This is a genomic window from Deltaproteobacteria bacterium (assembly GCA_016709225.1).
Classification (GTDB): Bacteria; Myxococcota_A; Polyangia; order Nannocystales; family Nannocystaceae; genus Xiheibacterium; species Xiheibacterium phototrophicum.
This window is the reverse complement of sequence record JADJEE010000012.1, coordinates 3,145,264-3,169,467: the sequence shown is the minus strand read 5'-3', so window position 1 is coordinate 3,169,467 and position 24,204 is coordinate 3,145,264. Positions and strand designations below refer to the sequence as shown.

General features: G+C 70.0%; 18 protein-coding genes. 5 read left to right on the top strand and 13 right to left on the bottom strand.

The annotated features are described in order from the left end of the window. Window positions 1-184 precede the first annotated feature (184 nt). The 4 genes from IPH07_38145 to IPH07_38130 all read right to left on the bottom strand — a co-directional run bounded on the left by IPH07_38145 (window position 185) and on the right by IPH07_38130 (window position 8,219). The gene (locus tag IPH07_38145; GenBank protein MBK6923274.1) at window positions 185-562 is read right to left on the bottom strand and encodes a hypothetical protein; all 378 of its coding nucleotides are present in this window, start codon (window positions 560-562) and stop codon (window positions 185-187) included. A 285-nt stretch (window positions 563-847) separates the two neighbouring features. Further along, on the bottom strand, window positions 848-2,320 hold the full coding sequence (locus tag IPH07_38140) for a tetratricopeptide repeat protein (protein ID MBK6923273.1): 1,473 nt from the start codon (window positions 2,318-2,320) through the stop codon (window positions 848-850). Between the two features lie 23 nt (window positions 2,321-2,343). After that, the gene (locus IPH07_38135; protein ID MBK6923272.1) at window positions 2,344-6,189 is read right to left on the bottom strand and encodes a hypothetical protein; all 3,846 of its coding nucleotides are present in this window, start codon (window positions 6,187-6,189) and stop codon (window positions 2,344-2,346) included. 218 nt (window positions 6,190-6,407) lie between these two features. Beyond that, a complete protein-coding gene (locus IPH07_38130; protein ID MBK6923271.1) occupies window positions 6,408-8,219 on the bottom strand; it encodes a hypothetical protein in 1,812 nt (603 codons plus the stop codon). 855 nt (window positions 8,220-9,074) lie between these two features. Between IPH07_38130 and IPH07_38125 the strand changes: the two genes are divergently transcribed. Beyond that, on the top strand, window positions 9,075-9,725 hold the full coding sequence (locus tag IPH07_38125; GenBank protein ID MBK6923270.1) for a hypothetical protein: 651 nt from the start codon (window positions 9,075-9,077) through the stop codon (window positions 9,723-9,725). 70 nt (window positions 9,726-9,795) lie between these two features. Here IPH07_38125 and IPH07_38120 read toward each other — a convergent pair whose 3' ends face one another. From IPH07_38120 to rpsP, 6 genes are all read right to left on the bottom strand, one after another. Then, complete coding sequence (locus IPH07_38120; protein ID MBK6923269.1) at window positions 9,796-10,188, bottom strand: YraN family protein; 393 nt, start codon at window positions 10,186-10,188, stop codon at window positions 9,796-9,798. A 27-nt stretch (window positions 10,189-10,215) separates the two neighbouring features. Then, window positions 10,216-10,662, bottom strand: a complete 447-nt coding sequence (rplS, locus tag IPH07_38115) for a 50S ribosomal protein L19 (protein ID MBK6923268.1) — start codon at window positions 10,660-10,662, stop codon at window positions 10,216-10,218. Window positions 10,663-10,706: 44 nt separating this feature from the next. Then, the gene (gene trmD, locus IPH07_38110; protein ID MBK6923267.1) at window positions 10,707-11,942 is read right to left on the bottom strand and encodes a tRNA (guanosine(37)-N1)-methyltransferase TrmD; all 1,236 of its coding nucleotides are present in this window, start codon (window positions 11,940-11,942) and stop codon (window positions 10,707-10,709) included. A gap of 8 nt (window positions 11,943-11,950) precedes the next feature. Next, the gene (gene rimM, locus IPH07_38105) at window positions 11,951-12,523 is read right to left on the bottom strand and encodes a 16S rRNA processing protein RimM (protein MBK6923266.1); all 573 of its coding nucleotides are present in this window, start codon (window positions 12,521-12,523) and stop codon (window positions 11,951-11,953) included. 102 nt (window positions 12,524-12,625) lie between these two features. Next, complete coding sequence (locus IPH07_38100) at window positions 12,626-12,871, bottom strand: KH domain-containing protein (protein ID MBK6923265.1); 246 nt, start codon at window positions 12,869-12,871, stop codon at window positions 12,626-12,628. Between the two features lie 161 nt (window positions 12,872-13,032). Further along, entirely contained in the window at window positions 13,033-13,278 is a 246-nt protein-coding gene (rpsP, locus tag IPH07_38095; GenBank protein ID MBK6923264.1) for a 30S ribosomal protein S16, read from the bottom strand. Window positions 13,279-13,509: 231 nt separating this feature from the next. Here rpsP and rimO point away from each other — a divergent pair, with 231 nt between their 5' ends. The 3 genes from rimO to IPH07_38080 all read left to right on the top strand — a co-directional run bounded on the left by rimO (window position 13,510) and on the right by IPH07_38080 (window position 19,224). Beyond that, window positions 13,510-14,898: a 30S ribosomal protein S12 methylthiotransferase RimO gene (rimO, locus tag IPH07_38090; GenBank protein ID MBK6923263.1), complete on the top strand. Its 1,389-nt coding sequence runs from the start codon at window positions 13,510-13,512 to the stop codon at window positions 14,896-14,898. A gap of 254 nt (window positions 14,899-15,152) precedes the next feature. Further along, window positions 15,153-15,782: a hypothetical protein gene (locus tag IPH07_38085; protein MBK6923262.1), complete on the top strand. Its 630-nt coding sequence runs from the start codon at window positions 15,153-15,155 to the stop codon at window positions 15,780-15,782. 37 nt (window positions 15,783-15,819) lie between these two features. Then, on the top strand, window positions 15,820-19,224 hold the full coding sequence (locus tag IPH07_38080) for an AAA family ATPase (GenBank protein MBK6923261.1): 3,405 nt from the start codon (window positions 15,820-15,822) through the stop codon (window positions 19,222-19,224). Here IPH07_38080 and IPH07_38075 read toward each other — a convergent pair. From IPH07_38075 to IPH07_38065, 3 genes are read right to left on the bottom strand one after another with little or no spacing between them, the layout of a single operon-like run. After that, a complete protein-coding gene (locus IPH07_38075; GenBank protein ID MBK6923260.1) occupies window positions 19,197-20,159 on the bottom strand; it encodes a hypothetical protein in 963 nt (320 codons plus the stop codon). The two genes, IPH07_38080 and IPH07_38075, sit on opposite strands and share 28 nt — an antisense overlap. Then, window positions 20,156-20,509, bottom strand: a complete 354-nt coding sequence (locus tag IPH07_38070; protein MBK6923259.1) for a hypothetical protein — start codon at window positions 20,507-20,509, stop codon at window positions 20,156-20,158. Before IPH07_38070 ends, IPH07_38075 begins: the two co-directional genes overlap by 4 nt. Beyond that, window positions 20,487-22,349, bottom strand: a complete 1,863-nt coding sequence (locus IPH07_38065; protein ID MBK6923258.1) for a hypothetical protein — start codon at window positions 22,347-22,349, stop codon at window positions 20,487-20,489. Before IPH07_38065 ends, IPH07_38070 begins: the two co-directional genes overlap by 23 nt. Window positions 22,350-22,587: 238 nt before the next feature. Between IPH07_38065 and IPH07_38060 the strand changes: the two genes are divergently transcribed. Then, on the top strand, window positions 22,588-24,102 hold the full coding sequence (locus tag IPH07_38060; GenBank protein ID MBK6923257.1) for a sigma-54-dependent Fis family transcriptional regulator: 1,515 nt from the start codon (window positions 22,588-22,590) through the stop codon (window positions 24,100-24,102). Window positions 24,103-24,204 lie beyond the last annotated feature (102 nt).

Genomic DNA, 24,204 nt, shown 5'->3' with positions numbered 1-24,204 from the left:
GATTCCCCGCGCCGACGGGGTGAGGGATCACACTGGGTAGAATGGCGTTCCAGGCCGAGAAGACATGCCCTACGGGCGCGCGAGCGCCCGCGAGCGGGGCCCGCGGGGACGAAGAAATTGTCGGAGAGCGATGGCGCGCGGGCGGGGCTGCGCCCGGCGGCTCGGCCGGACGCGCCCGGGCGGCTCAGACGTCGCGCGCCATGTTGATGAGCTCGCGGAGGAAGTGCGGCCGGATGCTGATCAGGCTCGCGTGCTTCGCTCGGCCGCGGGCGGCCAGGTTGGCGCCCTCGGGCCGGAGGACCTCGCCGTCGACGTTGTCGTCGTCGAAGTCATAGACGGTGACGCCGCCCTTGTCGCCCTTGCGGGCGGCCTCGTCCGCATCGCCACCGTCTGCAGGTGCGGCGGCGGCCACGGAGGCCCAGAGACTGGCGGCAACAAACGCGAGGATGCTGGAACGCATGGCGTGCTCTCCCGCCCGGCCGATGACGCGTGGGTGGGCGTCGGTCCGGGGCAGGTTGCATCCTAGCTTCCCGGGGTGCGCTTGTAAACGGATCGCCGCCATGGCCCGACCCGCGACGCGGCGCCATTTCATCCACCGCGCGAGAGGCCGAGCGAGGGGCCGCGCGAAGGGCCGCGCGAAGGGCCGCGCGAAGGGCCGCGCGAAGGGCCGCGCGAGGGCCGAGCGAGGGACGAGCCAACGCCGACGCGAACGACGAAGCGCCGGCCGTGGAGCTCGACGACGAGCGACACGGTCGGCGCTGGAGACGGGGCCCGCGTGGGCGAGGCCGACGCCGGCGGATGGCGCCGGCGGTTGGCGCCGGCGGTTGGCGCCGGCGGTCTGGGACGGCTACTTGGCGCCGGCGGCCTTGGGATCGGCCGGCTTCGCGTCGGCCGGCTTCGCATCGGCCGGCGGCGCGGCACCGCCACCCTCCTGCTGCTTGCGGAGGTCCTCCTCCATCTTGAGCAGGCGGTTCTTCTCTTCCTCTTCGGCCTTCTTCGCCATCTCCTCGAGCTTCTTGGCCTCGGCCTCGAGCTTCTTCATCTCTTCGATGTTCTTGAAGTAGTCGTTGATGTTCGCGACGCGGTTCTTCGCATCGGTCGCGTACTTCTCGAGTTCCTTCTTGCCCGACGCCTGCGACACGAACTTGTCGAAGTAGTCCTTCGCCTTCTCGTAGGGCTTCTTGTCGAAGTTCCCCGAGTCGTTCTTGCGCTCGGTCTCGGGGCCGATGTGCTCGTGGTAGAGGATGCCGAGGTTGTAGAGCGCGCGCGGGTCGGCGCCCTTCACGTCGAGCGCCTTCTTGAAGGCACCCTCGGCGTCGGCGTACTTGCGCTGGCCACGAAGCGCCACGCCCAGGCCCAGGTAGGCCTCGACGTTCTTCTTCTGGCGGCCGTCCTTGAGCGCGATGCCGATGCTCTCCTCCGCGCTCTTGTAGTCGCGGAAGCGGATCGCGATCATCGCGATGTTCATGTTGGCGTCGGTGTGGTTCTTGTTGACCTCGACGGCCTTCTTGAACGCACGCAGGGCCTCGACCTGGTTGTCGTCCTCCATGAACAACAGGCCCTTGATGTTGTAGATGTCCGCGCTCTCCTGCTTCTCTTCGGTGAGCTTGCGGATGGCCTGCGTGACCACCAGGTCGGCGAGCAACAGGTACGACTTGTCCTTGAGGCGACCGCGGTCGTAGTAGAGCCGCGCGAGGTTCTCGTAGGCCAGGCGGTTGCCCGAGTCGACCGCGAGCACCGTCTGCAGGTGCTTCTCGGCCGCGTCGAAGTCCGACTGCTGCGGGCTGTCGGCGTACTTGTTGCGCAGCGCGGCCGCGAGGTTGTTGCGCGGCGCACGGGTGTTGGCGTTGGCATCGACCGCCTTCTTGAAGAAGTCGAGCGCGCGGCCCTCCTGGCGTCGGTTCCAGTAGATGACGCCGAGGTTGTTGTAGGCGAGATCGTACTTGGGGACCTCGGAGACGAGGTCCTGGTAGATCTTCTCGGCGCGCTCGTTGTCGCCGCACTCTTCCCAGACCGCGCCGGCGTTGAACTTCGCCACCGCCATCGAGGCGCCGTACTGCTTGTAGACGCCGAGGAAGGCGTTCGAGAGGTCCTCGCAGGTGCCCTTCGACAGCGTGCCGCCCTTCTTGGACGACTCGTAGCGCTTCGCGATCTCGGCGAAGTCCGCCTTGGCCTGGGCCGGCGCCTGGGTCGGATCGGAGGGATTGACCGCCCCCTTGCCGCCGGGGTTGTCGGTCTTGCCCTTCTTGTCACCGCAACCGGCGCCACCGAGTGCGAGCGCAACCGCGAGCATGCTGATGATGTGCTTGGTGCTCTTCATGGTCTTGTCCCCTTGGGTCGCGCTCACTTGTTCGACGAGGCGCCTTCGCCGTCGTCGCCGTCCTCACCGTCGGCCTTCTCGGCAGCGTCGGCCTTCTCGGGCTTCTTCTCGACCTTCTTCTTGTCGCCTTCGAGGTCGGTCTGCACGCCGACCACGTCGAGCTGGCTGTCGGTGTAGATCGAGCGCCCGAACAGCTCGTTGGTCGCCGGGTACTGCTCGGCGTCGCCCTGCTGCAGCTCTTCCTCGCACATGCGCGAGAACTCGTTGAAGAACTGGAACTCGGTCGAGCGCTGCAGGCAGTACTCGAGCGCACCCTTGGCGGTCGCGGTCAGCGGGTCGCCGTAGCTCTCCGCCAGCGCGTCGCAGTACGCGAACATCTGCTCTTCGTTCTTGAGGTTCTCCGGCACCGGTGCGCGGTAGAGCTGGTCGGCAAAGTTGCGGTTGACCAGCGCGGTGCGAGCCGCAGCCGCGAGCACCCAGTAGGGGCTGTTGCTGGACTTCACCTTCGCGTACTGCTCGATGAGCTCGCCGCCGAGCTTCTTCTTGCGCTCGAACCACTCGCCAAAGCGCTTCTTGGTGTCGGTCTCCTTGGCGAGGGCTTCCTTGTACTCCTTCTCGAGCTTGGGGATGCCGCTGCCCTTCTTCCACTCCTCGGCCTGTGCGCCGAAGAAGAGGTTGTCCGGGATCTCGAGCGAGAGGTACTCCTCGTACTTCTTGTCGGCGGTGTAGACCATCGCCATGCCCATCGCATTGCGGAAGTCCTCCGCGCGCTGGACATCGTCCGCCGGGATGCTCGGCTTCTTGCTCGCCGCACGCAGCACGGCGTCGAAATGGCCCATCGCCTCGGTGACCTTCTTGGCGTCGCGCTTGTGGACCGTGATCAGGGCCTGCGTCTCGGTACCGCAGTACTTCGGCAGCGCGTCCTTCTTCTTCTTGGTCTTCTTGCGCAGCTTCTCGGACTTCTTGCGCGCCGCTTCGCCGGCGGTGGCCTTCTTGCGCTGGATGGTGATGCAGCTGTCGTAGAGCAGCTCCTTGTCACAGGAGTTGCGCCACAAGATCTGCCCGACGGCCGCCTCGGCGACCGCCTGACGATCGGCGCCACCCTTGGCGCCGTAGGTCGCGAGGTAGGCCCGGGCGTGGGCGAGCTGCTCGGTCTCGTCCTTCAGCAGGCCGTGCTTCGACCAGAAGATCTTGGCGGCGGTGCTGATGTCCTTCTTCTTGTAGATGTCCTCGTACTTGTTGAGGTCGGCCTGGGCCTTGTCGTTCTGACCGAGGCCGAGGCGGAACAAGTACGCGTTGTTGAGCGCCTCCGAGGAGAACTTGTCCTTCGGATACGCGGTCGCGTACTGCTCGTAGCGATCGGCCGCGCTCGAGTAGTACGCGATGCCCTGGTAGTTCTGGCCCAGCTCGCGCAGCGTCTGCTGGTAGACCGAGCTGTCCTTGTAGCGAGTCAGCAGCTCGTTGCGCATCTTGATGGCGTTACCCACCAGGAACGCGGCCTCGAAGCAGCGCGCCGCGTTGAACAGCAGGATGTCCGCCTTGGGGTGCGTCTCGAACTCGTTCCAGATGTCGACGTACTCCTTCGCGCACTTCTTGTAGCCGTTCGGATCGCCGGCCTTGCCCTGCTCCTGGTAGGCCTCGGCGCGCTTCCAGCCGATGCCGGCGAGCAGCGTCGGGATGGCCTCGCGGATGCGATCGGCCTCGGGGTTCTTCCAGACCTTCATGGTCTGGAGCTTCTTTGCCCACTCCTGCAGCTCGTCGCTGGCCTTGACGGTGTCGTCGGGCGTGTTGGCCTTGTTGGTCCACGCGATGGTGAGCAGATCGACGAGCATCTCGGAGGCCCACGCGGCGTAGGTCGTGCCGTCGAACTTGGAGACCAGCTCGATGGCCAGCGGCTTGGCCTCCTTGAGCTTGTTGTGCTCCATCATGAGCTTGAGGCGGTGGTAGACGATCTTCGGTAGCTCGGGATCCTTCTGATCCTTCACGTACTTCTGATAGATGTCGTACGACTTGATCATCTCGGATTCGTCAGCCGTGTAGTCGGACTCCTTGTAGTCCTGCTCCACGTCCGTCTGCGCATCCTTCGAGGTGACCTTCTTCTTCTTGTCCTTGTCCTTGTAGACGCAAACGCCCTCGGTGTTGACCTTGCAGGCCTTCGCGCGGCCGCCGGTCTCGTCGTACTCGAGGTAGTTCTTCATCGCGAGCATCTGCGCGTAGGCGGCTTCCTTGGTGTACTTGCCGTCCGGCTTGCGCTCGAGCACGCGGACGAACTCCTCGTGCGCCGACTTGAACTTGTCGAGACCCGCCTGTCGCAGCGACTTGTCCTTGCTGTTGTAGGCGTGATCAGCCTGCGTCCAGAGGATCTCGGCGTAGTAGTAGTTGAGCTCGTAGGCGTCCTTGTCCTGCGGGAACGTGGTCAGGAAGGCGCGATAGGCCTTCTCCGACAGATCGTAGGTGTCGGACTTGCGGGTCTTCTCGGCCTCGTCGTGCCAGACCGTGGCCATCTGCTTCACGGTGTCGCGCGCGACGTCGCGGCAGGCCTTCTTGACCGGCTCCTTGAACTTGGAGTCCTTGAAGGTGTTCCAGTAGTTCGCCAGCCGCTCGGTCTCGACCCACTGGATGCCCTTGTCGTCGGTCGCGAGCGCGTTGATGACGACCTGCCCCTGCCACTCGCAGACCGACGGATCGCTCGCGAACTCGTCCTGCAGCTTCTTGTAGACGCTGCTCGACTCGACATACATGCCCTCGCCGAAGTAGGCCGCGGCGAGCAGCTCCATCATCTTGCGGGACATGTCCTCGTCCTTCTTCGGACCGTTGCCCACGGCGATGAAGAACTCGTAGGCCTTCGAGGGCTTGCCGGCGTGGACGTACGCCTTGATGAGATCGCGACGAGCATCGCGACGCAGCTGCTTCGCGTTCGCCTCGCTACCGGCGCGGCCCTCGAGGGTCGCCTTCACGGTCTCGACGAACTTGTTCAGGCTCTTGCTGTACTCGGGCTCGGCGGTGCCGATGGGGTTGAGATAGCACCAGCCCATCTTGTAGAGCGCGTACGCGTAGACCGGGCTGTCCTTGTAGCCGTCGATGATCTTCTGGTAGAGCTTCAGCGCCTCGTCGATGCGGTTCTTGCCGAAGTAGAAGTCGGCGAAGCTCAGGTACGCGTTGGGGATGTACTTGCTGGTCGGGTACTCGCGGATGAGGCGCAGATACGCCTCCTGCATCTCCGACTCGCGCTCCAGCTGACCGAGCTCGAAGGCGTAGAAGTAGATCGCCTCGTCGAGTCGCTTGTACTTGGCGAACGCCGGCTTGCTGACCAGCACCTTGTAGACCGCGACCGCCTGGCTGCTGGCCTCCTTCGCCTGCTTCTCGAAGCGCTTCTGCTTCTCCTTGAGCTGCGAAGCCTTGGCCTTGTCCTTCTTCTCCTCGGCGTCGTAGATCTGCTCGTAGAGCGCGCCGGCCTGGTTGTCGAAGTAGGCCTTCTTCTCCAGGTGGTGATCGGCGAGGCGGAAGAGGAGGTCGGGATACTCGGCCTCGGTCTCCTCGGTGAACTTGATGAGGCGCCGGAGCTGCTCGATCTGCTGATCGGCGATCTCCTGCGTGACCGCCTCGCGCTCGCGCGCGAACTGGTCGGCCGACATCATGTCGACCTTCTTGGTCTTCTCTTTCTCGGCCTTGGCCTGCGCCGTCTTGAACTTGGTGTCGAGCGTGTTCTTGGTCGCGACCTTGCCGGACTTGCGCTCGTAGCGAACCGCGTTCCCGTCGCCACTCGCGGGCTCCTCCGCGTGGGCGGCCGAGACCGAAGCCGACAGCATGAGCGACGCGAGCACGCCACTGCAAATGCCGAGCCCGGTCGCCCGGCGAAGGGTCTTCAAGGGGCGTTGTGCTTGGAACCTGGTCATGGCTTCACCTTCTCGATGCGTGTGTGGCAGCCGCGTGGGCTGCCATCTGCTGGTTGGGTCGCCTCACCGGTGTCGGGGAGGGCAGTGGTGAGGCGACCGATCTCGGAACTGCGGTGGTCGGATGCGAATCCGGACGAATCAAGGAATGATCGAGTCGAACGAAAGGGGGGCGCGCGCCGCCCCCCTGCCGTCTACTCCTTGCACAGGCTCGTGATCTTGTAGCGGTAGTAGCCGAGCTCGTCCTGCCAGTACTCGCCGTTGTACTTGTAGATCTCGTGCTCTTCGTCGACCTTGGGCTTCTGCGGCTTGCCCGGGTTGGCTTCGAGGGCGCCCTGCTGCTTGCGCTTCTCGAGAATCTCGTACTCGACCTTCAACATCTCGCGGTTGAGGTCCTTGATCTCCTTGATCTCGCCGGTGAGACGCGTGCGCGCCTCGGCACCGGTGGCCTCGCGCGCGGCTGACAGCGCGAGGTCGAGATCCTCGGTGACGCGCTCGCCGATGCCGGCGCCGCGGAACGCAGAGCTCATGTCCTTCATCTGCTCTTGCTCGCGCTCGAGCTCGTCGACGTAGGCGATGAACTTGCCGAGGCTCTTGTCGGAGAGCGCGATGCGAGCGACCTTCTCGACGAAGGGGTCGAGACCCGACTTCTCGTCGAGGATCTTCCGCACCATCTCGTAGAGCTTGAAGTCCTCGGGTGCGCCCTCGAGGATCGCCTGCAGCTGCTGCATCGCCTCGGGGTACTTGCGGTTGAACTCGTCGACCGCGCGCTTGGCCGAGTCGTAGCGGCAGTTGAAGTAGTACGTGACGGCCTTGATCTTGATGCCGTCGGGGTAGAGGTACTCGTCGAAGAACGGCGCGTTGAGCGTGTGCACGTAGCCCAGCGCGCGCTGGTAGTAGAGGTTCGCGTTGGCGTCGTCGATCTCGACGCGGCGGAACTCGGCCCAGCCGGCCATGTGGATCGCGCGGAGGTAGTACGGCGACTCGACCGGGATCTTGTCGAGGTACTTGATGGCGACCTCGAACTTGCCAACCATGTAGAAGATGTTGGCGAGGCCGAACGCGGCCATGTGCTCGTACTGCCGCATCTCCTCTTCGAACGTCAGCTCGGTGAGGGTCTTGTCCTTGCCGCGGCGCTTGCCCTTGCCCTTGCTGCTGACCTTCTTCTTCTTCTTCTTGGCGGTCTTGCGCTTCTTCTCGGCCGCCTCGCGCAGCTCGATCGAGCGCCGCAGCACGTTCTTGAACGCGGCCACGGCCGGCTCACCGGCGAAGTTGCGGGTGTGGGCCACGCCGAGGAAGAACTGCGCGGGGATGTAGTAGTCGCTGTTGTTGGGCACCTGGTCCAACAGCGCGATGCCCTGCGGCAGGTCGCCCTTGTCGTAGTAGAAGCGGCCGAGCAGGTAGTAGAGCTCGTCGCGCACGTCGTCGAACGCCTCGTCCTCGAGATCGGTCGGCTTGTAGCGGCCGATCTTCTGCAGCACGAGCGCGCCCTCGGGTAGCTCGCGTGCGAGCGACGCGAGCCACGGCAGCGTGAGCTTGTGGAACGGATGCGACGGGCCCTGCTGCACGATCTCGTCGAAGACCGAGAGCGAGGCCGAGTAGAACTTCAGCTTGTAGAGCGCCTTGCCCAGCCAGAACTGCGCGCGCGGCTGGTCGCCGGGGATCTCGTTCGAGTAGACCTTGTAGAACTGGATCGCGGCAGCTTCGTAGTCCTCGCCCTTGTACTGGGCCTCGCCCTGCGCGTTGGGACCACCGGCGGGAGCGTTGGGGGCCGGCGGAGGCGCGGGCGCGGCGGTCGGGGGCGCGGGCGGTGCCGTGGTCGCGGGCGCGGGCGTGCCACCCGGCGGAGGCGGCGGCGGCGGGCCGGCATCAGCCGCCATCGGTGCCGTCAACAGTGCGAGACCGAGGGCCCCGCCCGTCAGCAACCGACGCAGCGCCGACGGCTGCACGAGCGTTGCGGGACCGAGCGAGAGAGAGCGGAGAGTCGTGCGCCAGCGCGTGGTCATGGAGTGGTCCTGGGGTCGCGTGCTTCGAACTCGGAGTTGCGGACCGCTGCGGACCGCGAGCCCTGTGTCGCGAGCAGTGATCGTCGACGACACGGATGCGTGCAGCGACGAGCTCGGGACTTGAGGACCTCCATTCGAAGGCCTAGGACATTACCAAGGCCAGCGAGCGGGCCGCAAGGGCGATGGATGGGGCCCGAGCGACCATGCAGGGTCAGCATGAACACGCATGCGGCGGGCACGTGCGTCACGACGTCGGCCGCCGCCGTGCGCGAGCGTGGAGCTCGGGGTGCGGGTGTGCAGGTCGCAGCGCATGGCGGCGCCACGGCCCACGCGCGCGTGGGTGCTCGACCCGCGCAGCAGCTGCATGCGCGCGCTTGGGGCACGATTGCATGAGAATCGGCACGCGCGGCATGGCGTCGCGTCGCGGTCGCGTCGGCCGTGCGTGTGGGCATGTGTTGCGCGGAGCCTCGGCCGCGGTTCCACGGTGCGCGTCGACGTGGGTTCCGGAGCGTTGCGCACCCGCGGCAGATCTCCTGCGTGAGCGAAGCGACCTCCGACGGCGCGCGCGCCAACGGCGGTGCGCGTGACCAACATGTTCCGACGATTGCGGGAACTACTGACCCGGGCGGCACGGGAACCGGGATGCCACCGGAACCGGCGTACAGCTTGCCTCACACGGCTTGACCGCCCCGGCGGGGCGTGTACGATGCGCCCCTGGCCGTTCTACGCCGACCGCCGCAGGTGGTCTCGCGGTGCCTTCGCGACCGGCTTAGCCCTTCCCGCCCACACCAAGAACGGGCATCGTTGCCCCAGCCGCACGGCCAGCAACTTGCTGAACCTCCGACGAGCGAGTCCATGACGACCACCCACGCCCTGCTCGAGCAACTGCGCCGAACGATGCGCCCCGTACGTACGGCGGCCCGCTGGATCGGCGCCGCCGCACTGCTGACCACCGCCGCGGCCTGCCCCAAGGGCGACGTCGGTGCGCCGTGCAACCACGGCAAGACGCAGCCACCCGAGAGCAAGCTCGTCACCTTCCCCGCGCTGACCTGCAACGAGCTGCTCTGCGTCTACGCAGACTCCGACGAGGCGCCGAAGATCGACTGCACCGACGCGATCGCCTGCAACACGGCCGATCCGTCCGTCAACCGCTTCGAGTGCCTGATCGCCCAGGGCCAGACCTCGGGCAAGTGTCAGCTCAAGATCGAGTACGTGCTCGAGCGCTCCATGTGCTCGAAGAAGTGCAGCAGCGACGCCGACTGCAAGGACGGCGGCCCGACCAAGAAGGTCGTGGTCGAGAACACCAAGTGCCAGAGCGGCTTCACCTGCGCCCGCATCCAGACGCTCGGCGAGTTCTGCTGCGACAAGCTCTGCGTGTGCCGCGACGACCTCGACGAAGCGTCGGTCAAGGACATCCAGGACGCGTGCGCCACCAACACGCAGCAGGGCTGCTGCACCAGCCTCGGCATGGGCGAGACGCCCGGCGAGAGCTGCGGCCGGCCTTAATCGCAGCCGCCTTGGCAACGCACGAAAGGCCGTCGGTGGGCAACCCCGACGGCCTTTTCCGTGGTGGGCTCTACCGGCCCTCGAACGCGGCGACCCACCACTCGATGCACTCGCCCGCGCCGCCCGGGTCCATCACGGTGACGACATCGAAGCGCACCGCGACGCGCTCCCACAGGTCGTGGGCGACCAACCACGCGGTCGCGCCCCGCACGATGCGGCGTCGCTTCTCGGCGTCGATGGTCTCGACGGCGTGGCCACGGTCGGCGTCCCGCCGGCTGCGGACCTCGACGAACACGATGGTCGGCTCGGGCTCCTCGCACCGCGCCACGAGGTCGAGCTCGGCGCCGGCGATCGTGACGTTGGTGGCGAGCACCGCGAGCCCCCGCGCACCGAGATGGACGGCGACACGGGCCTCGACCGCGAAGCCGCGCGCGCGCGTCGAGAGCTCGTCGTCGTCGCGCACGCGCAAGGGCCTCGGGCGTACGCGCCGTCAGTCGGCGGCCGCGTCGTCGCTCGGGCTGGCCTGCGCCACGTCGCCCTCGGTGACCTGCGTCGGCGAGCCGGAGAGCAGCGCCGCGTAGTCGCCCAGGCGCTCCTTGATGCGGGCCGCGTTGCCCTTGAGATCGCGCAGGTAGTAGAGCTTGGCGCGACGCACTCGGCCGCGCGAGACCAGCTCGACCTTCACCACGCGGGGCGAGTTCTCCGGCCACACGCGCTCGACACCGACGCCGTGCGACACCTTGCGAACCGTGAACGAGCCGCGTCCGCCGCCCTTCTTGCGGTGGATGCAGACACCTTCGAAGATCTGCACGCGCTCCTTGCCGCCCTCGGAGATCAGCGCGTGCACGCGCACGGTGTCACCGCTGCGAAACGCGGGAAGGTCCGCGCGGCGGTAGCTACGTTCGATGGCCTCGATGGTGGGGCAGCTGTTGCTCATGGCGTTCACCGGAAGCCCACCGTTCGTCGGTGGGCGGAAGTCGACTAGGCTCGCCCGTGGAGGCGATCGAGCGCGAGCTCGACCTGCGCCAGGGCGGCGGGACGCGAAGGGTCGACGATCATCTCGCCGGGCGCAAGCGATTGATCGTGTCCCGACGCACGACCCACCTGCGGGCCGGGCGCGGGGTCGAAGACGGCGTCGGCCTCGGCAATCGCGGCCGCATCGACGCCCGGCGCCAGCAGCACGGCGGCGCTGCGCGTGCCTGCACAGGTGGTCAGGCGGTCGTGCAGCGCGGCCGGTCGCCGCTCGCCGGCGTCGCCCAGGGCGACGATCCACGGGATGGCCCCGGGCCCGCGGCTGCGATGCCGGCGTCGCAGCGCCCGGAGGTCGTGGAAGCCGGCGATCGGCACCCGTCCGCCGCTGGCCCGCGTCCACGCGACGACCTGCTCGGCGTCGGCCCCGAGCACGATGAGCGCCTCGAGGCCGGTGCGGCGCACGAGCTCCGCCCACGCCGCGGCGTGATCGATCGCCCCATGGTCGACCGCGACCGACAGCGGCAGCGCGCGCGGCCACGTCGAGGCCGCGCGGAGATCGGGCCGCAGCGACCAGGTGCGCTGCAGCGACGCCGCCAACCGCCACGCCGCGATCGCGGCGTGATCGCCCCCCTGCAGCACCTCGGGGACCGCGTGTCCGCGGAAGACCGCGGGCCGGGTGTACTGCGGGAACTCGAGCAGCGCGCCGTGGGAGCCGGTCGCGAAGCTGTCGCGCGCGGCCGACTCGGGGTTGCCCAGCACGCCCTCGGCCAGCCGCGAGACCGCCTCGATGATCGCGAGCGCGGCGACCTCACCACCCCCGAGCACGAAGTCGCCGAGCGACAGGCACTCGTCGACGTAGTGCTCGCGCACGCGGTCGTCGATGCCCTCGTAGCGACCGCACAGCAGGGCGATGCGAGGCAGCTGCACCAACCGCTCGGCCACGCGTTGATCGAAGCGCGGTGCCGACGGCGTCAGCAGGATGCGGTGCATCGGCCCGCGCGTCGCCGCGACCTGCTCGAGCGCGGCGACCACCGGCTCGGGCTTGATGACCATGCCCGCGCCACCGCCGAACGGCGCGTCGTCGACGGTGCGGTGGCGATCGCTGGTGAACTCGCGATAGTCGGTGGTGTGCACCGCCACCAGCCCGCGCTCGATCGCGCGGCCCAGCAGCCCGGCGGCCGCGAACGCCCGCACCGCGTCCGGGAACAGCGTGAAGACCTCGAAGCTGGTGCGCGGCGCGTCCACGGGCGCGTTCACTCCGGTTCGGCCGTCGCCAACGGATCGAGCTCGTCGGGCACCATCCCGAGCGGCGGATCGACCCACACCCCGTCGGGGGTCACGTCGAGCACGAAGCCGGGCAACACCGGCAACAGCCAGGTGCGCGTGCGACCGTCGTGACGGTAGCGAATCTCGAACAGATCCTGCGCACCGTTGGTGGTGATCGCGACCACCGTGCCGAGCTCGTCGATCACGTCGTCGCGACGGCGTCGCACCGGCAGGCCCATCGCGTCGGCGAGATAGAACTCGTCGGCGGCGACCGGCGGCAGCGCGGCGCGATCGATCTCGATCGTGCGTCCGACCAGCGCGAGCGCAGCGTCGCGATCGTCGACGCCATCGATCTCGATGCGCCACGCACCCGCGCGACCACCCACCGCCGCGACCTGTCGCAGCAACACCAGCTGTTCGTCGTCGCCGTGCTTGAGCACGACACGACGCCCCTTCGTGAGCGCGACGGTGTCGGGGTCGTGCGTGCGCACCCGCAGCGCACCGCGGATGCCGTGCGCACCGATGACGATGCCGATCTCGAACCTCTCGCGCGCGACCATCTTGCTGCTCGTCCCGCGACGCGACCTCGGGCTCGACGCGGCGGCGCGCACGCTACCGCAGGTCCGGCTCGCGCCCCGTCCTTGCGGCTCAGGCTGCTTGAATCATTCGAGAATCTCGAGCTCGGCCCGCTTGCGGACCTTCGAGGACGCGGCGCTCAGTATGGCGCGCATGGCCTTGACCGTGCGGCCCTGCTTGCCGATGACCTTGCCCAGGTCTTCCTTGGCCACGCGGAGCTCGAGCACGACCGTCTGCTCGCCGGAGATCTCGGAGACCTCGACCTCCTCGGGCTTGTCGACCAACGATCGCGCGATGAACTCGATGAGTTCCTTGAGAGAAATCGACGCCATGAGGGGCTCCGAGAGGGTGCGAAGAGAGCGGGAGGAAGAGCCTCGGACGTAAAGCATCCCACAGCCCGGCGCGGACGGCAAAGCCACCCCACCGCATCGGTGGTGGCGGGCCCTCGCGGCGCGTCGTGCTGTGGATGCGCGAATCGCCTCGCGCGCGCGGCCTAGGTGGCCGCCGGCAACGACTTGATCAGCCGCGCGACGGTCTCCGAGGGGAGCGCGCCGACGCCGAGCCAGTAGTCGAGCCGCGGGCGATTGACCTCGACCTTCGACGGATTCGCCGACGGGTCGTAGGTGCCGAGCCGCTCGAGAAAGCGACCGTCGCGCGGCGAGTCGGCGTGCGTCGCGACGATGCGGTAGTAGGGGCGCTTCTTGGCGCCTGCGCGGGCAAGCCTGATCTTCACGGCCATGTCGGTCTGTTCAACTCTCTCGAAGGGGCCGCGAGACTAAGCGACGGTTCGCGGACAGATCAAGCCTTGGGCGGGCCCGGATCGCGACTTCGGGGGCGATCGAGGGGGCGAATTCGCAGCCCGACGCGTGAGGAACACCACGGGTTGGCCCGCGACCGGCCCCCATGCCCACGGCGAGGCGAGCGCAGGCTGGGCACGCTGCTGCGGGCGTGCCACAACCCGGCACCCGCCATGAGCGCGCCCCTCCGCAAGGTCTACTTCGTGTCGCTCGGCTGTCCGAAGAACCAAGTCGACACCGAGGTCATGCTCGGGCTCGTGCGCGACGGCGGCCACGTCGTCGTCGACGATCCTTCGCTGGCCGACACCCTGGTCGTCAACACCTGCGGCTTCATCGAGGCGGCGAAGCAGGAATCGATCGACACCATCCTCGAGCTCGCGTCGGTCAAGCGCAGCGGCGGTCAGCAGCTGGTCGTGACCGGCTGCCTGAGCCAGCGCTATCCCACCGAGCTCGCGAAGGAGCTGCCCGAGGTCGATCACTTCCTCGGCTCGGCCGACATGCTGGGGCTCTCGCGCGTGCTCGAGGGCGGCGCGGCGCGCATGGGCGTGTCGCCGCTGTCGAAGCGCGCGTACATCTACGATCACCAGACGCCGCGGCAGCTGAGCGGGGCGCGACACACCGCCTATGTGAAGATCGCCGAGGGCTGCGATCGCCCGTGCGGCTTCTGCATCATCCCCAAGCTGCGCGGGCCACAGCGCTCGCGCACGGTGTTCTCGATCGTCGAAGAGGTCGCGAACCTGGTCGCCGCGGGCACCCGCGAGGTCTGCCTGGTCGCGCAGGACCTCACCACGTACGGCAAGGATCTGTCGCCGGCCACCGACCTCGAGACGTTGCTCGACGCGCTGGTTCGAATCGACGACTTGGTGTGGATCCGCCTGCACTACGCGTACCCGACCGCGGTCACCGAGGGCCTCGTCGCTCGCATCGCCCACGCGCCCAAGGTCGCGACGTACCTCGACGTGCCGCTGCAACACATCGACGACGAGGTGCTCAAGCGCATGCGCCGGGGCTACGGCGAGCGACGCGTGCGCGAGCTGGTCGAGGCGCTGCGCGATCCAGCCAAGGTCGGCGGCGCACACGTGTGGCTGCGGACGACGATGCTGGTCGGTCATCCCGGCGAGACCGAGCAGGCCTACGCGCGCCTGCGCGACTTCGTGGCGGAGGGCCAGATCGATCACCTCGGCGTGTTCCCGTGGTCGCGCGAGGAGGGCACGTCGTCGGCGATGTTGCCGGCGCGCGTGACCTCGAAGCGGGCCACCGAGCGCGCCGAGGAGCTGATGGCACTGCAGGCCGAGATCCGCACGCGCAAGCACGCGGCGCTGGTCGGCACCCGGATGCGCGTGATGATCGACGGCCTGAGCGAAGAGAGCGAGCTGCTGCTCGACGGCCGCCACGAGGGCCAGGCCCCCGGCATCGACGGCAAGGTGCTGCTCACCGACGGCACCGGTGCGGCGGGCGAGATCGTCGACGCCATCGTGACGCGCAGTGGGCCTTACGATCTCGTCGCGTCGCTCGACGACGAGGCCGCAGCGGCTGCGCTGGCCGAGCGCGACGACGACTGAGACCCCGCCGCTCCTGCGGGGGTTTGCTGCGGGGGCGACGGACGGTCCGGTCCCGCGACGCTCGCAAGCCGAGCGCGAGCGCGAGCGCGAACACGACCGCCGCCGCCGTGCACGTACGGACGATTGCGCCATCGACCGGCGTACGATCGTCGCCCACGGGGGCTTGCATCGCGCGTATGCTGCCGCGGATTTTCGAGGGGTGTACCGTGCGGCGCAGCGTTCGAATCGAGACTCTGGGGCTCATCATCGTCGGCTTGGCGACCGCGTGCAGCCGCGACATCGAAGACGGCGTGTTCTCGCCGCTGGGGCCGTACAACGGATCGGCGACGACCGCCGCCAGCGGCCCGAGCGACGGCAGCTCCAGCGAGGGCAGCTCGGGCTCGACCGACGACGGGCCGGACACCGCGAAGCCGGCGAGCGGCAGCGGCGGCGACAGCAGCTCGGGCGATCCCACGGTCGACCCCACGGTCGACCCCACGGTCGACCCCACCAATGATCCGACCATCGATCCCGGCAGCAGCAGCGGCGACCCGACCGGCGTCGATCCGACCGGCGTCGACCCGACCGGCGCCGACGATGCGTGCTGCACGGTCTCGCTGTCACCGGGCTGTACCGACGCGGTGACCGAGGCCTGCGTGTGCGGCCTCGACGACTACTGCTGCTCGACCGAGTGGGATGACGTCTGCGTCGGCGAGGCCGCCGACTGCGGAGCGCCATGCGTCGGTGGCGGGGGCGGCAGCGACTGCTGCACGGCCGGCATCGGCATCGGCTGCAGCGACGCGACGATCGAGAGCTGCGTGTGCAGCTTCGACGACTACTGCTGCTCGACCGAGTGGGACGACACCTGCGTGGGCGAGGCGATCGACTGCGGCGCCGCGTGCTAGAGCGCGCGAGCAAGCTCGCGTACCATCGCGAGCACGCATGCAGGATGCGGGCATCGATCGCCGGCTCGGCCCCTTCGAGCTCGGCGAGGTCCTGGGGCGCGGCGCCTTCGGCGAGGTGTTCGACGCGGTACGCCGCGATGACGGCCGGCGCTTTGCGCTGAAGCTGTTGCACGACGCGGGTGCGGCCGCGGTCCGCGAGCTCAAGCACGAGGCACGGACGCTGTGGAACCTGCCCATCCCGGGCCTCGTGACGCCGAGCGAGCTCGGCAGCTGGGAGGGGCGATGGTACGTCGCGCTGCCCCGCGTCCGTGGCGAGCCGCTCGACGTCGCGGCCGCCGCCTGGCCCCGCGACGACGGTGACGCGCGTGAGCAGTGGATCGCACAGGTCGTCGTCGCGTTGAGCTCGACGGTCGCCGCGCTGCACGACGCCGGCGTACTGCACCTCGATCTCAAGCCGAGCAACGTGCTGGTGGGCGCCGACGCCGAGGTCACGTTGCTCGACTTCGGCTTCTCGCGCTGGGTCACGCGGCCGCCGGCGGGTGCACTGGCGGCGACCGCGGGCGAGCGCGGGACGCTCCACTACAGCGCGCCCGAGCTGCTCGCGGGCGAACGCGCGACCGCGGCGGCGGACTGCTACGCCATCGGCGCGATGTTGCACGAGCTGCTGGTCGGCGAGCCGCCACGCAGCGCATGGTCACCCTCGCCGTCGCTGCGCCGGCGCGCGGGGCCACTGCATCGGATGTGCGCCGCGTTGCTGTCGGCCGATCCCCGCGAGCGGCCGAGCGCGCGGGCGCTGTGCGAGTCACTGCGTGGCACGGTGCCGATCGTCCGTCGTCGCGCACCTGCGTTGTGCGGCCGCTCGCGCGAGCTCGACGCAGTCGCGGCCGCGATCGATGGCCTCGATGGACCGCGGCTGGTCGCGCTGTGCGGGCCGCCGGGCGTCGGCAAGACCCGCTTCATGGATCGCGTGCACGACGACGCAGCCGCGCGCGGCGTCGAGGTGCTGCGCGGGCGCTGCTACGAGCACGAGCGCACCCAGTTCAAGGGCCTCGAGGAGCTACTCGAGGGCGTCGAGCGTCCGCCGCTGCCGGCGACCGAAGGCGACGACGACGACACCCTCGCCAGCCGCCGCGAGCGTCGCGACCAGGCGCTCGCGCAGGCGGTGCTCGAGCGACTGGCCCCCGGAACGCTGGTGCTGATCGACGACCTGCAGTGGATCGACGCCGACGGCAGCGCGCTGCTGGTCGCGCTGCTCACCGCCGCACCGCGGCAAGCCTTTGCCGTCGTGACCGCCGCGCGCGACGACGCGGCCGTCGACGCGCTGGGGGCGGAGCTCTTCGCCCGCGCAGGTACGGACGTGCCGGTCCACCGCCTGCCGCTCGCACCGCTCGATCGCGAAGCACTGCGCGAGCTGGTGCGCTCGTGCAGCGACGGCCTCGCCGACGCGGCGGTGGAGGCCATCGCCGAGGTCGCAGCGGGCTCGCCCTTCGTGGCCGAGTTGCTGGCCGCCACCGGCGATCTCGCGGCCGACGCATGGCGTCACGGCGGGTCCGCGGACGAGGCCATCGCCCGGGTGTTGTCGAAGAACCTGGCCGCGCTGCCGTCGGCGGATCGACGCGCCATCGAGATCGCCGCCGTGGCGGGCGCGCCGATGACCGAGGTCGCGCTGTGCGTCGCGTGCCGTCGGCAGCATCCCGAGGATCCCGCGCTCGCGCGCCTGCGGGCCGGCGGCTGGCTGCAGACCACCGCGCACGCATCCGCGCGCGTGCAGGTGTTCCACGAGCTGATCCGCACCCACGTCCTGCAGGCACTCGACGAGCCCGCACGCGAGCTCGCACGCAGCTCGCTGCTCGACGCCCTCGTGCACACCGCGGCGCCGCCCCACGAGCAGTTCCCCCACGCGCTCGCGCTCGGACGCCGCGCGCAGGCCGAGCAGCTCGCACGGGCCGCTGCCGCCGACGCCGAGGCCGCGCTCGCGTTCGATGCGGCGGGGGCGTGGTATCGCCGCGCACGCGAGCTCGCCGACGACGCTGCGGGGCCGCTCGCAGAGCTCGTGCGTCGCGAGGCACTGGCGTGGTACGCGGCCGGTCGCCCCGCCGAGGCCGCGCAGGCGCACCTGAAGCACGCCGACACGCTCGACGGCGAGCCTCGCGACGGCGCGCTGCTGCGGGCGGCCGACGCGATGATGGTCGCCGGCGACATCGACGACGGCCGCGACACGCTGCATCCGCTGCTGCGACGCTTCGGGCTACCGGGCCGGCGCTCCACCCTGCGCGCGGGCCTGTCACTGCTGCGGCGGGTGCTGTGGCTGCGCGCCCCGAGTTCGCCGACGCTGCGGGCATGGACACCGCGTCACAGCGAGCGCGCCGCGACGGCGTGGACACTGGCGCGCGGGCTCGCCTATACGGCGCCGATCGAGTCGCTCGACTACGCCCTGCGCGCGCTGTCGACTGCGATCCGCGATCGTGACCCCCGGATGACCGCGACCCTGCTGGCGTTCATCGGCGGCGGCGTGCTGCATCACCTCGGGCCGCTGCGTACCCGCGGCGAGCGCTACCTCGCGCAGGCCTCCGAGCTCGCTGGGCACCTCGGCGACGCCGACCTCGCGGCCCACGCGATGCTGTGGCGCGGCATCAAGCTGGTGGATCTCGGTCAATGGACCGACGCCGTGACCGAGCTCGAGGCGGCCCTCGCGGCGCTGCTGCCCGGACGCGAGAACCACTGGGAGCGCGTGACCGCCGAGCAGTCGCGCCTGTGGGTGTCGTGGAAGCGCGGCGACTTCGTGCAGCTGCATCCGCAGGCGCAGGCGCTCGCGCGCGCGGCGGGTGTCCGCGGCGATCGTCTGGGGCTCACGGTGTACTCGCAGTTCGTCGCATTCGCCGACCTCGCACGCGGGACGCCAGCCACTGCACGGGCGACGGCGGCGTGGCTGCGTGATCACTGGACGCAAGGCGGCTTCACGGTGCAGTCGTTCTGGGCCGCGATCCTCGAGGCCATGGCGCAGCTGTGGCGCGACGACCTCGACGCGGCGACCGCCGCGTGGCGCGGCGTGCAGCGCGACTTCTCGCGCTCGGGCGGCAATCGGGCGCCGATCGTCGCGATCGAGAACCTCGAGATGCACGCGCGCCTGCTGCTGCTGGCCGGCGTCGATGCCCACCGCGAACAGCTGACGCGCATCGCCGTGCGTCTGCGAGCCTTCGCGCGACCGCACGCGATCGCCATCGCGACGTGGATCGAGGCGGTGCTCGCGGGTGCCGGCGAGGCCGCGGTGCTCGGGGCCGCGAGCGCGCTCGATGGCGCCCTGCTCCACGCCGCCGCCGCCGCGCTGCGGGTGCAGCTCGACGACGGCGCCTCCGCGAGCGCCGCGTTGATCGCCCGCGGCGTCACGCAGCCGCTGGCATACGCGCAGCGCTTCTATCCGCTGGGCCGCACGCCGAGGTAGGCCTTGCCCTGCCACGACTCGCCGTCGAACGCGGTCTTGAGGAACATGAACCCGTCGCAGTCGACGCGCTCGGGCCCGACCGTGCAGCCCGCACCCGCCCACGAAGCCCAGCGCGCGAGCAGTGGCAGCGGGGCCTCGATGCCGAGCTGCAGCCACGCGCGGTGCCACGCGGCGACCTGGCCGTGGGGTACCGCCGTGCACCACTCGAGCGACTCGATGCCGACATAGTCGGCCAGCGCCCCGCTCGGATCGATCTCGAGCTGCACCGCCGTGCGCTCGAAAGGGCTGCACGCCGCGAACAACACCGGCCCCAGACGCGACGCAGGCCCCCGCCAGCCGCAGCGGCGCAGCCACGGCAGGATCTGATCGGCGCGCACGAAGAAGCACAGCCGCGTGGCCGCGCGTCCCCGCGCCGACAGATCGGCGATGTGCAGCAGCTCACCGTCGTCAGCCAGCTGCGCAACCAGCCGCTCGAGCGTCGCGATCGCGGCTTCGCGATCGCACGCCCGTAGCGTTCGCGCTCGCGCCTGCGCCTGCGCCTGCGGGTCGGGCGACGGACGGCGCAGCGCAGCGTCGGCGAGGACCGCGTCACAGAGGCACACGCTGCACAGCGGATCGGCGGCGGCCGAGCCCAGGCGGTGCACGTCCCACTCGAACCACAGCAGCGACGCCGCCAGCTGCTCCGATGCTAGCCACGCGCGCGCCAGCGCGGCCGTGCCGAGCGAGGGCAGCCGCGAGGCCAGCGTCGTCGGCGACGCGATCGCGCCCATGATGTCCCAGCGCGCCGCCGCGGTCGGCAGCCAGCGCTCGACGATGACCTCGTCCCAGGCGCGCACGCGCTGCTCGGGCAGCGCCGACAGCGTCTCCAGCCCGGCGATGCACGCCGGTTCGGCGAGCACCGCGGCGGCGTCGTGGAGTGAGAGTGCCGCCGTCATTGCACCTCCATCGGCACGCTGCAGAAGCCCGCGGCACCGAGTCCGCGCGACACGAAGCCGAGGCGGATCGTCGCCGCCGCGGCCATGTCGGGCGTGACCGTGAAGGCGCACCGCAGGCCGGCCTCGCCACCGGTGACGCCGAGCCGCAAGAGCGCAGCTCGACCGGCGGCGGGATCGTAGCCACCGTCGTCGAGAACGACGAAATCGATCGCCCCAGACATCTCGGGTTGCCACGGCGTCGCGATCGCATACGTGGCACCGACGCGCAGGGGTCCGTGCAGTGGTCGGTCGCCGTCGTAGACGCGCGGTGTGAGTCGGTGCTGGGGTTCACTCTTCGGGGTCCATGCCATGGTGATCGTGCTCCTCGTGTGGGGTTGGGGTTGCGGTCGCCGGATTGGCGGTCAGGATCTCGAGCGGCTGGCGCGGCGCGGCGTCGACCACGAGCACGTCGGGCTGCAGCCATGCGCGGTACTCGACACGCAGGTCGATCGCCGAGGGCGGCAGCACCAACGAGCGCGCGGCAGCGTCGAACCACCAGCACGGTCGCTGCGCGCGAGCGCCACGGGCCGTGGCGTCGGTGCACCGCGCGATCGTGCGGGCCCCACCCGCGGACGTCGTCGGCCACCGCTCGCAGCCGACCGTGGTGGTGGTGGCCTCGATCACGCGCAGGGGTGCCAGGGCACCGCCGCCCGGCAGTGCCACGCGACGGGGCGCGCTCGCGGGGACGAGCAGGCCGTGCACGATCGACGCGCCCGTGGGCAGCGCGAGCAGGTCGATCGGCATGCTCGGCGTGGCGTCGTGGGCGAGCACGGCCACCGCAGGCGTCGCAGCCTGCCGCAACGGCGGCAGCGTGACGGTGTGAAGCGTCGCAGCGCCCGACGGCGACGTGCCCGGCACGGGCACGACGGCGGTGCCGAACGCGACCTCGGTGCGACCGCAGCCGCCGTCGTCGCGCTGCCACAGCGCCACCGCGGTGTGCAGACCGTGCTCGGCCTCGTGCAGCACCTGCATCTCCCCCACGCCGGGCCACCACGCGGCGACCCGCGACGGCGCACGACAGCCGGACGGCGTGTGCTGCTGCGACGGATCGCACCACGCCGCGCTCACGACCACCGCGACCGTGCGCGCGCGGTCACCCTGGGCGTCGCGGACGTGGGCGACGTCGAGATCGGAGATCATCTGCCCTTCGAGGTCGACGCACACCAGTCGACGCCCGGCCGCGCGATCGAGCGGCGCCATGGCCTCGCACACCTGCTCGAGGTCGGCGCTGCGTGCCGCGAACGGACCGGCCACGAACGCCAGTGAGTGACCGCCGAAGGCGGCGACCACATCGAGCGTGCCATCGAGATCGAGATCGGCGATGGCCACACGGCTGGGCATGCCCACCAGCCCTGGGTCGCCGCCGCCCTCGGTCACACTCGCGCGCAGCGCCGACCACGGCCGCCACGTGCGACCGCCACGGCCGTTCGGGCGATCGAGGAAGACGCCCACGACGGCCTGCGCAGCCGTGCCCGCGGGCAAAGCAGTCCAGTGCACACGCAACGCGTCGGCGGCCGCCGCCGCGGTGTCGCGCAGCTGTGCGCCGGTGGTCGTCGAGGGCCGGTAGGCCGCCATCGCCGCCACGAGATCGAGACGACCGTCGTCGTCGAGATCGGCGAGCTGGAAGTCGATGACCTGCGCGTCGCCCAGCAACGTGCGAGTGGCCGGCACCAGCCGCCGTCGCTGCGCCGCGCGATCGCAGGCGCTGCTACCCAGCGGCTCGTCGACGCGCAGCGCGAAGAGGCCCCCGGTCGGGTGCTCCACCGCGGTCGGCACCGATGGCAGCCACGCATCCAGCGACGATGCGACCAGCTCGAGCCCGGGCGCGTCGTCGACGTCGGCGAGCTGCACCTGCGTGAAGAACCCGAACTGCGGCGAACTCCACGTACCCGGCTGCGTCGCGCCGCCGCCCCCATCGGTGAGGCCGCGCAGGGATGCGGCGCCGTCTGGGGTGACGCAGCCCGGCAGCAGCAAGAGGTTCTGCGGGTAGAGGTCACCGCCGGCCGCGATCGCGACGTCGTCGAGCCCATCGCCATCGGCGTCGCCTCGAGCGGCGCGCCAGTGGATCGCTGCGTAGCCACCGAGTGCCGCTCCTCGACGGTGATACGGCGGCGTCAGGATCTCGACGCCGCGCTGCGCAGCATCGAGCAAGGCATCGTCGCCGACATCGCCGCCTCCGACGCAGGCGGCGATCCCCAAAGATGCGCAGATCGAGGCGCTACTGACCCTTTGAAGCCACATCCGTGGATTGCGAAGAGTGCAGCGGTCGTGCCGCGCCACGCCCACGTGCGTGAATCACAGACCAATTGGCCAACGCGCTGGCCGGACGAGTGTCCGTTCGGCCGCGATGTGTCCGCACCGGCGCCCAACCCCTTGATACGATGTTCGCGTGCAAGGACAGGCACCGGTCCCAGCGTCGGCCAGCGAGCGCGACGTCTACCTCGCGTGCCTCGCGATGGCGGGCGCCGACGATCCGGCGCCGCTGGTCGAGGCCGCGCTCGAGTCGCTGCGAGCGTTCACCGGCGCGCGGTCGGGCTACATCGAGATCATCGACGCCGACGATCCCGCGCAGACGCGGTGGTCATCGTCGACGGGGCTCGCCGAAGGTGACACCGCACGCGTGCGCGAGCAGGTCTCGCGCGGCGTGATCGCGGCGGCGATCGAGCAGGGCAGCACGATCCACACCCCCTCGGCGATGCTCGACGAGCGCTTCGCCAGCCGCATCAGCGTGCGCGACGGTGCCATCGATGCGGTGCTGTGCGTGCCGCTGGTCGCCCACGGCATCACCGGCGTCATCTACCTGCACGACAACCCCGTGGGCGGTCCGTTCGCACCCGACGCGGTCGCGTGCGTCGAGGCGACCGCAGGGTTCGTGAGCACGTTGGCCTCGCGGATCCTCGAGGTCGCGCGGCTGCGGCAGCGCGAGGACGCCACCCTCGACGTGCGGCAGCGCTTCGCGTCATCGGGCTTCATCGGGCGCAGCACCAAGGTCGCCGAGGTGCTCGACCGGGCCGCCCGCATCGCGACGCTCGAGACCAGCGTGCTGCTGACCGGCCCCACCGGCACCGGCAAGTCGATGCTCGCCCGCATCATCCACGACAACAGCGCGCGCGCAGCCGGACCGTTCGTCGAGCTCAACTGCGCCACGCTCACCGAGTCGCTGTTCGAGAGCGAGCTGTTCGGGGCCGCCCGCGGCGCGCACTCGGCCGTGGCCCAGCGCGGCGTCGAAGGCAAGCTCGCGGCCGCCGAGCACGGCACGCTCTTCCTCGACGAGATCGGCGAGCTCAAGCCCGACCTCCAGGCCAAGCTCCTGCAGGTCACGCAGTCGAAGGCCTACTACCAGCTCGGCGACGGCAAGGCGAGGCAGGCCGACGTCCGCTTCGTCGCGGCCACCAACCGTGAGCTCCCCGAGGAGATCCGCGCCGGTCGCTTCCGCGAGGATCTGTACTACCGCCTGCGTGGGGTCGAGATCCGCATGCCCGCGCTCGACGAGCGCCGCGAGGACATCGCCATGCTCGCGCGCCACTTCGTGGCCGAGGCGGCGCGGCGCAACTCGATGCCGTCGATGACCCTCGCCGATGCGGCCCTCGCGGCCGCCCAACATGCCCCCTGGCCGGGCGGGGTCCGGCAGCTCGCAGCCGCCTGCGAGAACGCGGCGGTCGAGGCGTGGATGGATCGCAATCTCGAGATCGAGCCGCACCACCTCTTCCCCCACGCGACCTCGGCCACGGCGGGCGAGCCCACCACCCTCGCGTCTGCCGTCGACGCGTTCCAGCGCACCTACGTCGCCCACGCGCTGGCGCAGCGCGACTGGAACGTGTCGCAGACGGCACGCGAGCTGGGCATCTCACGATCGCACCTCAACGCACTGATCCGCCGCTACGACCTCTCGCGCGGCGGCTGACGGCCCGGCGGACGCCCCCGTCCTGGGCGAAGGACAGCGTCATCGCCGACTGTCCTGTCGAGAGGCCAGTCCGGCGGACAGCTCGGCCACCACGTGACCGGG